We start from the raw sequence: 14,098 nt of genomic DNA, 5'->3' as shown, positions 1-14,098 counted from the left end.
CTGTTAGTTACCACAGGGTTGCAAAGTGTGACTCGCGTAAATAATTGTGAGAAACCATGAAGATTGCACCAACCAATCTACAGCATTTGATGGTAAAACCCGCAGCCATCGCCTCACCGTCCTTGCCATCAATCGATGGCCGCGCGCTGTCGCAGGCACAATTTACCCTAATTCATACCGCGGCCAGCACAGGGTTGGCCGATGTGTTAGCCCAGTTACATTTGTTACCTGCACTGACGGCCACCATGAGACAACAACCGGCATCAACCCAAGCGTTAATGCAATCACTACTTACCGCTTGGACGCTTCCCACTCCCGGCCATCAACAGGGAACCAGTTCAGACACCATTGTCCAGTGGCTCACACAACGCCCTGCCGATAAGTTGCTTGCCACACTACTCAAGCAATGGCTCTCGCCCCAGTCAGAGGGCGATAATCTTACGGGTGCATTAAGACTGATGGCCGAGCAAAGAGTGGCTGAGTCATCACGCCCTGGCGAATGGCAATGGGTATTACCTTTTTCCGATCTCCAGCGGCCGCCCGTTCGTGTCACGGCAAAAAAACAAGGTGAACAAACGTCTCCCTCCACTGAGGAAACGGTTCAGTGGCACGTTCGCCTATATCTTCCCGTTAGGCACCAATTTGTCCGTGCCGACTTAACCTTGTCCAAGCACGAAAGAGCACTCACACTGACCGCACCGACAGCGACACTCAAACACCGCATTCATCAGACGCTTGACTGGCTCAGTGAGCGGTTTGCGCATCAAGCGATTGCCTTAGATATAGCCATCAATGACGAGATCGATGAAACCGGACCAGAATCAGAGAGTGATGTGCCAGCCGCTGGCATTTCCATGAGGGTTTAATGATGAAAGATAAAAAACGAGCAGTGGCTCTCGGGTATGACGGCTACCATGCACCAAAAGTCAAAGCAAAAGCCACGGATAAACTCGCACTGGAGCTGATTGAGGCCTTGAGTGAACAAGGCGCACTCATTCATCAAGATGCTCATTTACTCGCCTGGCTAGACCGATTAGATAAAGATGATGAGATTCCACCTGAGCTCTATCGAGTGATTGCCGAATTGATTGCGTACGCTTGGGTACTGGAAGGAAAGACCCCGCCAGGCTGGCAGGGACATACGCCGATAGACACATTGGTATAGGGTATCGGAGAGTTTAAGTGGTTAGCGCTGCTGATTGGCAGCTTGTCGTTTACGCAGATTAAGCAGCAATTCGGCCTCTGCTTTGGGGAGATCACACTCTTGCATTAACTCGTCAACATCCGCGCCCAAATCAACCATTTTACTGGCTCGACTATAGAGGCGGCTTTCTGAATCCTGCATTTCAAGCTCAACATGCTTTTCTAACAACTCATCCACATTGGCAGATAAATCGGCGAGCTTCTGCCCCATCCCCATGCTACCTGCCCGCAATTCATTAAATTGCTTCGCTAAGCTGTCATGGCGTTGACGCGCACTCTTGAGCACGGTTTCCATAGCTTGCAGCTTATTCTCTAGTCGCTGCCTGGCACGCTTTTCTGCGCGAAGGCGCCATAAAGCAACGATGGCAAACACCACCGTCACAGCAACAGGCGACCACGTCAGCACAAGCTCCATCATTACAGCATTGCCATCTCATTCCATTCTTCGTCGGTCAACAGCTTGTTGAGATCAACCAAGATAAGAAGCTCGCCATTGCGGTTACTCACGCCTTGAATAAACTTAGCGCTTTCTTCAGTGCCAACACTTGGCGTGGTATCGATTTCTGATGTTTTCAGATACACCACTTCCGCGACGCTATCAACCATAATACCAATCACCTGGGTCTCGGCTTCGATAACGATCACGCGGGTATTATCCGTCACTTCGGTAGAGGCTAAGCCAAAACGTGAACGCGTGTCGATCACGGTAACGACGTTGCCGCGCAAGTTGATAATTCCTAATACATAGTCAGGGGCGCCCGGTACGGGTGCAATTTCGGTGTAACGCAGCACTTCACGCACCTGCATCACATTAATGCCGTAGGTCTCTTCTTCGAGCTGAAAAGTAACCCACTGCAACACCTCGTCATTGACGCCTTCTTTTTGAACTTCAGCTACCTGAGACATTGATTTTCCTCTTTACGCGCTGTGTAACTAGTTATTACGCCATCGCCTTGGCGTCAATCCCCTGATTTAACATAGCAATAAATGCTTGAACATGGATCAGAGCACACATTTTTTCTTTTACCATGCCCGCTAGCCAAGGCCGCTTTCCCGCTTGTTTTCGCCAGCGAATCGCTTTGCCACTGAGCGCCTGGGTGCCGAGTAACTGATCACACGCCAGCCCCCACTTACTATCGCCCAGAATCACAATGTAATTATAGTCGTCCCTGTGCTGATTATCTGCCAGTTTTTCTGGCATCACCCAGCGAGCGGTATCGACAACATCAAGCTGTTGTTGCTTTTCTGTCTGTAATCCTAGATACCAATCAGGCCGACCGATAAGGCGATTGCACTCGCCCAATTGATGAATACCGCCAAGTTCGGCTAAAGGGACCGCGTAGGTCACGCCCATACTTTCAAAGAATAATACCTGAAACTCTGCTTCAGTTTCAGCATTTTCCCATTGAGTAGGAGGAAGATCTTCTCCCGCTTGGGTGTCAGCCTCCACCGTTTCCTGCGTGTGGGCTGCTTGCTCTACCTCTTCAGTCACCCCGATATCGGCTTCAGGGGCAACGACGTCGGCCTCTACGCTGACCTCTTCCTCGGTCTCGGTCTCGGTCTCGGTCTCGGTCTCGGTCTCGGTCTCGGTCTCGGTCTCGGTCTCGGTCTCGGTCTCGGTCTCGGTCTCGGTCTCGGTAAGAGTTTCTACCTCAGGGACCGCCTCGTCTACCTGAACCTGCTCCTCAACATCAAGCCCCCAATCGGCCATGGTATAGGTTTCAAGGGTTTGCTCTTGTGCCTCTTCCACAACAGGATCGACAACCTGCTCGGCCGTCTCTTGGGCAACGTCTTCCTCAGTTTGGGTCGCCGTTTTCGCTTCCAGCTCCGCCTCTTCATCGACTTTGAGCTGGGCAAGTAACCGCTCAACTTCCGCCAAGTCACGTTCTGGTTCAGCATACGCGACCGGTTCTGGTGTTACTGCCTCCGTGACAGGTTGTGGCTGAAGCCGTGGGGAAGCATCACCGAGGTACGATGCAGACGACACCTCCGGCGTAGCACGAGCGGGCTCTACAGGCTGTTTGCCTGGTTGGGCTACCTCACCTAAGTCATCCAGCAGGGCCTCAAAGTAATCGTCGAGCGCTTGACCACTGGATAGGGCATTATGCTTGTTCATCCTGCTCCAGTCGCTCCAAATAGGTTAATAGAGTTTTGTAGGCAAATACACCGCGGCAATTTTTCGCATAGAAAGACGCTGGCATATGCTTTAAGCTTGCATCTCGAAACTTAGTATCGATAGGCACGGCTGAGGCCCAGACCTGATCGCTATAGCGAATTTTAAGCTCCTGTAGGGTTTCCAGCGATGCCCGCGTACGCTTGTCGTACATGGTTGGAATGATAGTGAGATTAAAGTTAGAGCTACGAGACTTTTGCATGATCTGCAACGTGCGCATCATACGTTCCAACCCTTTCATCGCCAAAAACTCGGTCTGAACCGGGATCAATACACGATGACTGGCCGCCAACGCGTTGACCATCATCACGCCCAAAATCGGTGGGCAATCAATCAACACATAGTCATATTCGTCAGCCAATGCATCCAGTGCTTTTTTTAGCACCAACCCCATGCCACCCCGGTTCCCCATCACACGGTCTAACGTCGCCAGCGACATGTGTGCAGGAATTAAGTCCATATTCTCAAACTGTGTTTTGACAATGAGCGGCTTCACCGTCTCTTTATTGACAGTTTGTAGTTGAAACAAATCAAACAAGCTCGCTGGCAGCTGCTCTGAATCAAAATTCAAATAGGTCGAGAGAGAAGCGTGTGGATCCGTATCCACTAGCAGGACACGTTTCTTACGTTCACTGATCAATCCTGCCAATGTCACCGTGGTGGTTGTCTTACCAACACCGCCCTTTTGGTTGGCGATACTCCAGACTATCAAGCCCCACTCCTTATTTTAAATTCAGCTCAACCATGATGCGTTCGGCGATCCTCTCCAGCGGTAAGTCTTCCGACGAGATACCCGCTTTCGCCACTGCTTGCGGCATGCCATAAACGACACAGCTTTCCTCGTCCTGTGCCCAGATAGTTGCCCCCGCGCTTTTTAGCATACGTGCGCCCTCTCGACCATCTGCGCCCATACCGGTGAGCACCATCGACAGAACCTTATCGCCATATATTTTAGCGGCGGAGCCAAAGGTCACATCCACACAAGGCTTGTAATTCATCCGCTCGCCGCCGTCGAGAATTTTTAGACGTGCCGCGCCTGGTCTGCCATCAATCATCATTTGCATCCCTCCCGGCGCCAGGTAGGCGTGCCCAGGTTTGAGCGTGTCCCCATCTTTCGCTTCAACGACAGTGATTTTGCTCAGTCCATTCAGGCGCTGCGCAAACGCCGATGTGAATGTGGCAGGCATGTGTTGAATCAAAACAATCGGCAGCGGAAAGTTTGCAGGTAGCTTGGTCAGTACTTTTTGCAGCGCAACGGGGCCTCCGGTCGACGTACCGATCGCCATCAATTGGTAACGTTTCCCTGTGGCGGTAAATCGCGCTGGCGCCTTGGACGGCGCACTCGTCCCCACCGCAGGGCGGGACGCTGGGCGCGCAGGCGTGCGCACACCGCCCGATGGCGAAGCCGTTTGCCCGGTACTGCCTGGGGAGGATGGGCGCGTCGCACGTCTAAGTACCGGCCGTTTACGCGCAATTTCGAGTACGCGCTGTTGCAGTAAACTGGTCGCTTCTTCGCGATTGCGAGCGATGTCCTCAAACTTTTTAGGAAGAAAGTCGAGCGCCCCAGCTTCAAGTGCATCTAACGTGGCTTTCGCCCCATCATGCGTCAACGATGAAAACATCAAAATTGGTGTGGGCGTTTGCGCCATGATCTGGCGCACCGCCGAGATACCATCAAGTACTGGCATCTCCACATCCATAGTGACAACGTCAGGCTTGAGTTGAGCGGTTTTTTCCACCGCTTCCTTGCCATTCACTGCACTATCAATGACCTCCATTCTCGGATCGGCATTGATGATTTCACTAACACGGCGACGGAAGAAACTGGAGTCATCTACCACCAATACTTTTACTGCCATGGGCGTCCTTTTCTCAAATTAACCTGCGTAGTGTTTCAACAGGTTGGGCACATCCAAGATCAGAGCAATATGACCATCACTGGTGATGGTTGCCCCTGCCATTCCCGGCGTCCCTTGAAGTAGTTCGTCAAGTGGCTTAATGACCACCTCCTCTTGACCAAACAAGGTGTCTACCACAAACGCGATGCGTTGATGCGCGATTTGCACGATCACCACATGCCCCTTGGTTTTATCGATATCAGTTGATCCTTTACACAACCAATCTTGCAAGAAGAACAGTGGGATCGCTTTATCGCGTACGATTAAGGTTAGCTGGCCATCAACCGTATTGGTTCTGGACATATCCAAACTGATAATTTCACTGACATTCGACAGAGGGAACGCAAACGGGTTATCACCGACGCCGACCATGAGGGTTGGCAATATCGCCAGTGTCAATGGTACCTTGATTTCCAGAACCGTCCCTCGGCCGAGCTCAGAGTCGATATTAATCGAGCCATTAAGCTTGGTGATGCCGGTTTTCACCACATCCATCCCCACACCACGACCAGAAATATCGGAAATCTCGGTTTTGGTTGAAAAGCCAGGTGCAAAAATCAGGTTGTACGCTTCACTATTACTTAAGCGAGCCGCCGCTTCTGCATCAAGGACACCACGGTCAACCGCGATGCTCTTCAGCTTTTCAGCATCCATACCGCCACCGTCATCAGCAATGGTCAGGAGAATATGATCCCCTTCTTGTGACGCTTTGAGGGTGATGGTACCGACACGAGGTTTACCCGCTTTTTCACGCTCATCAGGCATTTCAATACCGTGATCCACCGAGTTACGTACCAAGTGGACCATAGGGTCAGCCAGCGCTTCGACCAGGTTTTTATCCAGATCGGTTTCTTCGCCCTGCATTTCCAGGACGATTTCTTTTTTCAAGCTACGTGCTAAGTCACGGACAACGCGGGGGAAGCGGCCAAATACTTTTTTAATTGGCTGCATACGCGTTTTCATCACCGCGCCTTGCAAGTCGGCAGTAACCACATCTAGGTTGGTAACCGCCTTGGCCATGCTTTCATCGTTGCTGCTTTGGCCCAGACTCACTAAGCGGTTACGCACCAACACAAGCTCACCGACCATATTCATAATACCGTCAAGCGTGGAGGTATTAACTCGTACCGTTTGCTCTTGTTGAGGGGCGGCCGGTGGCTTCTTCTCAGGTGCCTTTTCTGCCGCAGCAGGCGCTTTAGCACCCGCGCCGGCACTTTTCGGTGTGCTTTCTTTCGCGGGCTCAGGCTTGCTCGCTTTTTGTGCGGGCGCAGGCTCCGACTTTGGCTGAGGTTTGGCTTGTGCATCCACCTTATCGGCATCCGCTTTCGCTTTCTCCGCTTCGGCGGCGGGGCCTTTGCCTTTACCGTGCAAATCATCCAAGAGCTTTTCAAACTCGTCGTCATCAATCAGCTCATCACCACCAGATTGGGACGACGCCGAAGCGGGCTTATCCGATGGCGCTGATGGGCTTTCATTGCTGGTGTCGCTTGCCCCTCCAGCAGGGCCTTTACCTGCACCGTGCAAATCATCAAGCAGTTTTTCGAACTCGTCGTCGGTAATATCGCCGCTATCGGCCTCAGTGCTTTCCACCACCTCAGGCTTTTCTGATGCTGAATCAGACGCCGTGGGTGCTTTTCCCTCACCATGGAGCTGATCGAGCAACTTGTCGAATTCATCTTGGGTGATCTCATCCACTGAGTCGCCACTGATCGCACTGTCGTCCTGGCTTGATGCGTCACTTTCAGACGCCTCAGGTTCGGGTTCGGGTTCTGGCTCGGGGTCTGGTTCAGGTGCAGGCTCTTCCGCCACAGCCTCATCTTCACTCGCGGGTTTCGCATAGCGGTGCAGTGCTTCGAGCAAGGCACTATCGGCTGGCACTGGCTCTTCGCGGTTTTGTACCGCGGCGAATTGATCATTGACAGTGTCCAGCGCCTGCAAAATGGTGTCCATCACATCTGATGTCAGCTCACGTCCGTGATTACGTAAGTTGTCAAAGACGTTTTCAGCACCGTGGCACGTATCGACCAGCGCATTTAAGCCAAGAAAGCCCGCGCCACCTTTTACCGTGTGGAAGCCACGGAAAATACTGTTTAGTAAGTCTGCATCATCAGGGGCACGCTCCAAATCGACCAGCTGCTCAGACATCTGCTCGAGGATCTCTCCCGCTTCAATCAAAAAGTCCTGAAGGATTTCTTCATCCATCTCAAAGCTCATAGCGCACCTCTAAAAACCCAAACTCGATAATAAATCGTCAACATCATCTTGGCTGTGAACCACGTCATCGCGCTCTTCAGGGTGAATCACAGGACCCTCAGGGGCTGACTTATCGGTGGTATCATCTGCTTTTTTCGCCGGTGCTGCGTCAATCGCAGCGCTATCCATGCCAAAGGCGGTAAGTATTTCTACCAGCTGTTGCTCAACTTCTTGCACCAATTCAATCACGCGCCGAATCACTTGGCCGGTTAAGTCTTGAAAGTCTTGTGCCATGAGGATTTCAGTCAGGTGCGCGTGCAATTCTGTCGCGCCCCCTTCTACTTGGGTCAAGAGTTCGTCAATGTTGTGACACAACGACTTGAACTCATCCAAGGCAATCTCACCGCGCATCAGGCTGTTCCAGTTGGGACGAACAGCTTGCAAGTTGTCTTGCAGCTCGCTTGCTATCGGCATGGTTCGTTCAACCGAATCCATGGTTTTGTTGGCGGCCAATTCGGTTTTCTGCATGACATACGTGAGCCTGTCGCGAGCGTCAGGGATGTCCACGTTGGCCAAATCACTCACTCTAGGATCCAAACGAAAGTCAGTAATTGAGTCATGTAATTGGCGGGTGAGCTTCCCCACTTCATTAAACAGTGGGTCACGCGCTTCTTTCGCTATTTCGGTAAGAAGCGTATTAGCGTTATCTTGCTCTCCGTTTTCAAGATACGCGACCAATTGTTTCGCTTGGTCCAGATTGATCATGGCGGTTCCTTCTTACTGTGCGCTTGCGAATTACATACGCTCGAAAATCTTATCGAGCTTTTCTTTCAACGTAGCGGCAGTAAAAGGTTTAACAATGTAACCGTTCACCCCTGCTTGCGCGGCTTCTACAATTTGCTCGCGCTTCGCCTCAGCGGTGATCATCAATACAGGCAGGTGCTTAAGATCGCCGTCCTTACGGATTTCTTTAAGCAAGTCAATCCCCTGCATACCAGGCATATTCCAATCGGTCACGACAAAATCAATACCGCCTTTTTTGAGGATTGGCAGCGCGGTTAAGCCGTCATCCGCTTCAACGGTATTGTTGAAACCTAAGTCACGAAGAAGATTCTTTACGATACGGCGCATTGTTGAAAAATCATCAACAACGAGAATTTTCATGTTTTTATCCAAGGTTGCCTCCGGTGAGGTCTCGTTTTATTGTCGAAACAGTTACTTACTCACTATGCCAAGCGGATAGCTTAGCTCTCAAACGTTGCGTAGCCTGACTTTGAATCTGACAGACCCGGGATTCACTGACCCCTATCACTGCTCCTATCTCTTTGAGGTTTAATTCCTCATCATAATAAAGAGATAGCACCAGCGCCTCTCTTTCAGGAAGACTTTTGATCGCCGCCGCTAATGCGGCTTTGAAACTGTCTTCCGCAACACCCTGAAAGGGAGTGTTGTCATTACGGCGACTCTCTGTTGTGAATGCATCTTCAGAGACGCCCAGATCATCCATCCCGATCAAACGTCCACAGTTTACATCGTTAAGCGCCTGATGGTACTGCTCTAAGCTCATATCAAGCTTTTCTGCAACCTCCACGTCGGTTGGATCCCGACCTAACGCTTTTTCTAGCGATGCGATAGCATCACTGATTGAACGACTCGCCTTGTGGACAGAGCGTGGCACCCAGTCACCACGGCGCATATCATCCAGCATAGCACCGCGAATTCGAATACCGGCATAAGTTTCAAAACTCGCCCCTTTGGAGGGGTCATAATTTTGCTGTGCCTCAAGGAGGCCGACCATACCAGCTTGGATCAAATCTTCTACTTGAACACTCGGTGGCAAGCGCCCCATCAAGTGATGCGCGATGCGCTTGACCAAACTCGAATAACGCTCAAGTACCGCTTGGCGATCTGCCCCTGTGCGGCTATACGTGAGCGCTCTATTCACGAACTAACTCTCCTGCGTCATCATTTTTGATAAGCAACCGCTCAACAAAAAACTCCAGATGGCCTCCCGGATTTCGCGGCACCGGCCAAGTCAGCGCTTTGTTCGCCAGCGCATTCATTGCCAATGATGCGGGCGAGCGAGGAAATGCGTCAATGACAACTTTTTGTTTTCTCACTGCTTGCCTCACCCTTTCGTCAACGGGAACACATGCTACTAATTCTAGATTAGCATTGAGAAACCTTTCAGTGACTCGCGTTAATTTTGTGAACAAGTCTCGTCCTTCACGGTAGCTTCTGACCATATTTGCAACAACTTTAAAGCGTGTCACACCATGTTCACGGCTGAGTACTTTAATCAATGCATACGCATCAGTAATTGATGTAGGTTCATCACAGACCACAATGACGACATCTTGTGCGGCGCGCGAGAAACTCAGTACCATGTCTGAAATCCCCGCGGCAGTATCCACTAAGAGTACATCAACCTCTTCTTCGAGTGTACCAAAAGCGCGAATTAAACCAGCATGTTGCGCCGGTGTGAGCTCCGTCATACCTTGAAGACCAGACGATGCAGGTACGATTTTCATACCGTGCGGACCTTCGAGAATAATATCTTTCAGATCACAGACGCCTTGAAGCACATGAGACAGATTCTTGCCCGCTCTTAGGCCAAGTAACACATCCACATTGGCGAGGCCAAGGTCGGCATCCAATACCATGACTTTTTTCCCTTGGCGAGCCATAGACGCGGCCATTCCCAGTGTGACATTGGTTTTCCCTACGCCACCTTTTCCCCCGGTTACGGTAATAACCTTGGTGCGTGACGGATTGGTTAAACGGCGCAGGCCGCTTGCTTGATCTTGCATGCTTGTCTCAATCATAAAAGTCCGCCCCATTCGACTCTGGGACATCACTGTTCCAGAAGTGATTGTGCTGATCCGCACCTGACTCCAACATTTCACTGGCTTTGCCAACCAGGAACTGTCCCGTGGCTTGGCGGATATCTTCCGGCACACGTTGCCCGTCGGCTAAGTAGGCCACAGGCAGGGCATTTTCGATGGTGACACACAACAGTTCACCGAGGCTGAGCGATTCATCGAGTTTGGTCAGAACACATCCCGATAACGGGATGCGGCGAAAATGTTCAATGGTTTCTTGCAATACGCGGCGTTGTGATGTCGCCGGTAACACCAGTAGGCTACGAATATGCGAGCCACTATTTTGCATCAGGGTATCGAGCTGTTCCGACAAGCGAAGATCACGCTGCCCCATCCCGGCGGTATCTAGCAATATCAAGCGTCTATGACGCAGCTGATAAAGGATGTCGGCAAGCTCATCGGCATCTTTAGCCACTTTAACGGGGCAACCAAGGATACGGCCGTACGTGGCTAACTGTTCATGGGCACCGATACGGAATGTATCTGTGGTCACCAAGGCAATATCTTCCGGGCCAAATTCCATCGCGGCTCGCGCCGCCAGCTTAGCAATCGTGGTGGTTTTCCCTACCCCTGTCGGACCAAGAAGTGCAATCACGCCGCCGGTTTCTAGCATATTCTCGTCAACCGTGATCACCTGATCCGCAACCAGGTCAAGGAGCGCTTGCCACGCCTCATTCGGTGGTGTCTCTTCTGGGATATAACAGGCCAGTTGATCCGCTAGCTCAGAAGATAGTCCCATACGCTCTAAGCGTTTGATAAGCATGGCGCGTAACGGCTCTCGCCGCTCTACCTCTTGCCACATAAGCCCCGACAATTGGTGTTCTAATAAGCTTCGAATTGATGCCATTTCCTGACGCATTGCATCAATTTCTTGATGAGAGGCCTGGGATTGACGTGCCTCAAACCGGGATGGATCTAGCTTAGGCTTGGACGTTGACGGAGATGCATGCGGACCGCTCGACTTATTGGCAGCCGTTTGCCAGCCAGAACGACTGCTACTTTTAAGTTGCCGACGAGGCTCATAACCGCGTCCTAGCGCGGCGGGCCGCTCGTCAGCCCCTGATGGCGATGGGCTCCGTGCTGGCTGCTTTTGTTGGCGTTGTAGCAACGCGCTCAACGAATCAGCTTCTGTTTCTGGTTCCGCGGGCTGAGATTGGTCACGGTACTCATCCAACATGGCAGAAAAACGAGGTGGGCGCTTAGTATGACCGTTTTGACGGCTACCTGCCTGTTGCCGTTGACGCAGTTGCACTTGATCATCCGCAAGTTGGCGGTGAGCCTGAGAATAAGCCTGAGCAGATTGTTGCTGCGCTTTTGGTGCGGGCTTATCAGGCATTGGCTCTGTATCCGCATCGACCGCCGCGACAATTTCTACGCCGCCTGTCACTTTTTTGTTAGACATGATCACTGCATCAGCGCCAAGTTCTTCTTTCACTTGGCTTAACGCTGCTCTCATATCCTTTGCAAAAAAACGTTTTATTTTCAAAGCACTGCCCTACTCATAAACGATGTTAATTGTTGCCAACCGCATTGACGATACGAATTTGTTTTTCATCAGGCACTTCTTGATAAGACAAGACGCGTAGCGTCGGTATTGTGTTTTTAACAAATTTCGCCAATGTCGCTCGTAGCACGCCAGACGTTAGTAATACGGCCGGCTCTCCTTGCAACTCTTGCTGTTGCGTCGCTTCAGCCAACGAAGACTGCAACCGCTCAGCCAGACCCGGCTCAATCCCTGTCGACTCGCCACCGGATGCCTGCATAGTTTTATGCAACATCTGTTCCAGTTCAGGAACAAGGGTAATGACTGGCAGTTCAGGGGCGCTGCCATTGATTTCTTGAACGATCAGACGACGCAATGCAATCCTGACCGCTGCGGTTAAAATGTCAGGATCTTGACTCTTACCGGTATACTCAGCCATGGTTTGCACGATAGTGCGAATATCACGAATAGGGATCGCTTCACTCAGTAAGTTTTGCAGTACTTTGACTAGCACACTGAGCGGAATTTGATCCGGGATCAGTCCTTCAACCAAGCGCGGTACTTGCTTACCTAACATATCGACCAGGTTTTGCGCTTCCTCGTGACCCAATAAACGCTCGGCGTTGTTGGTCAACATTTGGCTAAGGTGGGTGGCCAACACAGTGGCAGAGTCAACCACGGTGTAACCGAGTGCTTGGGCATGCTCTCGTTGGCTTGGCTCAATCCAAACCGCCTCAAGGCCGAAAGCCGGATCCTGGGTTGGCTCGCCGTCGATAGGGCCAAAAACTTGACCTGGGTTGATCGCGAGTTCATGTTGAGGGTGGACTTCGGCTTCTCCGACAGCGACGCCCATTAAGGTGATGCGATAGTTATGGGGTGGCAGTTCAAGGTTGTCGCGAATATGTACCGGTGGGATCAAAAAACCAAAATCTTGCGACAGCTTTTTACGTACGCCTTTGACTCGGTCGAGCAGCTCTCCGCCCTGATCACGATCGACCATGGCAATCAGACGATATCCAACCTCCAGTCCGATAACATCCACCGGCTGCACATCGTCCCACGATAACTCTTTCGGTTTAGCGGGCGCGGCTTCTGGAAGATCGGTTTGCTCCGGCGCTTGCTGTGCTTTTTGGTATTGCTTGTATTTCCAGTACGCCAGGCCACCGCAAATCACTGCCAGCAGCAAGAAAGGCAAATGAGGCATCCCCGGTACTAGCCCCATCACCGTCAAAATACCGGTGGCAATCATCAACGCACGCGGATTATCAAACAGCTGGAACACCACCTGTTGTCCCATGTCTTCTTCGGTGTTTTGTCGCGTCACCATAATGGCGGCGCCTATCGACAGCAGCAACGACGGTATTTGCGCAACCAGACCATCACCAATGGTCAGTAAGGTATATACCTCCAACGCCTCGGAAAAACCCAAGCCATGTTGGCCCATCCCGATAGACAAGCCACCCACAATGTTGATGAAAAGGATCAAAATACCGGCGATGGCATCGCCTTTAACGAATTTAGACGCACCGTCCATTGAGCCATAAAAGTCCGCTTCTTGCGTGACTTCTTGGCGTCGTGACCGTGCTTGTTCTTGGTCGATAAGCCCTGCGTTCAAGTCGGCATCGATCGCCATTTGTTTACCCGGCAATGCATCCAAGGTAAAACGCGCGGTCACTTCTGAAATCCGGCCCGCACCTTTGGTGACGACCATGAAGTTAATGATCATCAGGATAAGAAAGACCACCAAGCCCACGGCATAGTTACCGCCAATGACCACCGAGCCAAAGGCACCAATCACTTGGCCTGCTGCATCCGGGCCCTCGTGCCCATAAAGCAAAACCACACGCGTGGAAGCAACGTTAAGCGCCAGCCGCATTAACGTTGCAATCAAGAGCACCGCTGGGAAAGCCGCAAACTCAAGTGGGCGCCGTGTATAAATGGTGACCAGCAAGACCACTAGCGACAATGCAATGTTAAATGAGAACATCAAGTCGAGCAGCATCGGTGGAACAGGCAGAACCACCATCGCTAAGGTCGCTAATACCAGTGCTGGCGCGCCGATAGCCGGCATCGCTCCTAACCTGTGGTAAGGCACTTTGTCAGAAAATGGCAATCGCCAGTTGGCTTTTAACATGTTAAGCGTTCAAATCCATGATTGGTGAACGCGGGCCTGGTGCCGCGTATAATCAAAACGGGAATGCAGAGAAAGCAAGTTTTACGCCAAAAAAAGACAATAAAGTGTCAGCATTTTGGCACTGCGCTGACA

14 protein-coding genes are annotated in these 14,098 nt (G+C 51.5%); 2 read left to right on the top strand and 12 right to left on the bottom strand.

The features are described from left to right. The first annotated feature begins 56 nt into the window (after positions 1 to 56). Positions 57 to 866 carry a hypothetical protein gene (locus BZG20_RS02430; RefSeq protein ID WP_077578017.1) on the top strand — a complete coding sequence of 270 codons (810 nt, stop codon included), beginning with the start codon at positions 57 to 59 and terminating at the stop codon, positions 864 to 866. Beyond that, on the top strand, positions 866 to 1,165 hold the full coding sequence (locus tag BZG20_RS02425; protein ID WP_327294534.1) for an EscU/YscU/HrcU family type III secretion system export apparatus switch protein: 300 nt from the start codon (positions 866 to 868) through the stop codon (positions 1,163 to 1,165). Before BZG20_RS02430 ends, BZG20_RS02425 begins: the two co-directional genes overlap by 1 nt. Before the next feature lie 21 nt (positions 1,166 to 1,186). Here the strand turns inward: BZG20_RS02425 and BZG20_RS02420 are convergent, their stop codons facing one another. From BZG20_RS02420 to flhA, 12 genes are read right to left on the bottom strand one after another with little or no spacing between them, the layout of a single operon-like run. Next, complete coding sequence (locus BZG20_RS02420; RefSeq protein ID WP_046074924.1) at positions 1,187 to 1,621, bottom strand: DUF2802 domain-containing protein; 435 nt, start codon at positions 1,619 to 1,621, stop codon at positions 1,187 to 1,189. After that, positions 1,621 to 2,109 (bottom strand): chemotaxis protein CheW, encoded by a 489-nt coding sequence (locus BZG20_RS02415; RefSeq protein WP_046074925.1) that lies wholly within the window; start codon positions 2,107 to 2,109, stop codon positions 1,621 to 1,623. The genes BZG20_RS02420 and BZG20_RS02415 overlap by 1 nt, the downstream gene beginning before the upstream one ends. Positions 2,110 to 2,143: 34 nt before the next feature. Beyond that, entirely contained in the window at positions 2,144 to 3,319 is a 1,176-nt protein-coding gene (locus BZG20_RS02410) for a chemotaxis protein CheW (protein ID WP_077578016.1), read from the bottom strand. After that, positions 3,306 to 4,088 carry a ParA family protein gene (locus BZG20_RS02405; RefSeq protein ID WP_046074927.1) on the bottom strand — a complete coding sequence of 261 codons (783 nt, stop codon included), beginning with the start codon at positions 4,086 to 4,088 and terminating at the stop codon, positions 3,306 to 3,308. Before BZG20_RS02405 ends, BZG20_RS02410 begins: the two co-directional genes overlap by 14 nt. A 10-nt stretch (positions 4,089 to 4,098) precedes the next feature. Next, entirely contained in the window at positions 4,099 to 5,235 is a 1,137-nt protein-coding gene (locus BZG20_RS02400) for a chemotaxis response regulator protein-glutamate methylesterase (RefSeq protein ID WP_046074928.1), read from the bottom strand. Positions 5,236 to 5,253: 18 nt separating this feature from the next. Further along, a complete protein-coding gene (locus BZG20_RS02395) occupies positions 5,254 to 7,488 on the bottom strand; it encodes a chemotaxis protein CheA (RefSeq protein WP_077578015.1) in 2,235 nt (744 codons plus the stop codon). A 9-nt stretch (positions 7,489 to 7,497) separates the two neighbouring features. Further along, positions 7,498 to 8,232, bottom strand: a complete 735-nt coding sequence (locus BZG20_RS02390) for a protein phosphatase CheZ (protein ID WP_046074930.1) — start codon at positions 8,230 to 8,232, stop codon at positions 7,498 to 7,500. 30 nt (positions 8,233 to 8,262) lie between these two features. Beyond that, entirely contained in the window at positions 8,263 to 8,631 is a 369-nt protein-coding gene (gene cheY / locus BZG20_RS02385; protein ID WP_046074931.1) for a chemotaxis response regulator CheY, read from the bottom strand. Between the two features lie 55 nt (positions 8,632 to 8,686). Next, on the bottom strand, positions 8,687 to 9,412 hold the full coding sequence (locus BZG20_RS02380) for an RNA polymerase sigma factor FliA (protein ID WP_077578014.1): 726 nt from the start codon (positions 9,410 to 9,412) through the stop codon (positions 8,687 to 8,689). Beyond that, positions 9,405 to 10,292 carry a MinD/ParA family protein gene (locus tag BZG20_RS02375; protein ID WP_046074933.1) on the bottom strand — a complete coding sequence of 296 codons (888 nt, stop codon included), beginning with the start codon at positions 10,290 to 10,292 and terminating at the stop codon, positions 9,405 to 9,407. The genes BZG20_RS02380 and BZG20_RS02375 overlap by 8 nt, the downstream gene beginning before the upstream one ends. Next, the gene (gene flhF / locus BZG20_RS02370; protein ID WP_077578013.1) at positions 10,285 to 11,835 is read right to left on the bottom strand and encodes a flagellar biosynthesis protein FlhF; all 1,551 of its coding nucleotides are present in this window, start codon (positions 11,833 to 11,835) and stop codon (positions 10,285 to 10,287) included. The genes BZG20_RS02375 and flhF overlap by 8 nt, the downstream gene beginning before the upstream one ends. Positions 11,836 to 11,860: 25 nt before the next feature. Beyond that, entirely contained in the window at positions 11,861 to 13,966 is a 2,106-nt protein-coding gene (flhA, locus tag BZG20_RS02365) for a flagellar biosynthesis protein FlhA (protein ID WP_077578012.1), read from the bottom strand. Positions 13,967 to 14,098: the final 132 nt, after the last annotated feature.

Origin of the sequence: Salinivibrio sp. IB868, from assembly GCF_001995655.1 — a bacterium.
Classification (GTDB): domain Bacteria; phylum Pseudomonadota; class Gammaproteobacteria; order Enterobacterales; family Vibrionaceae; genus Salinivibrio; species Salinivibrio siamensis.
Note: the sequence above shows the minus strand (reverse complement) of the source record. Positions and strands in the feature narration are given on the sequence as shown.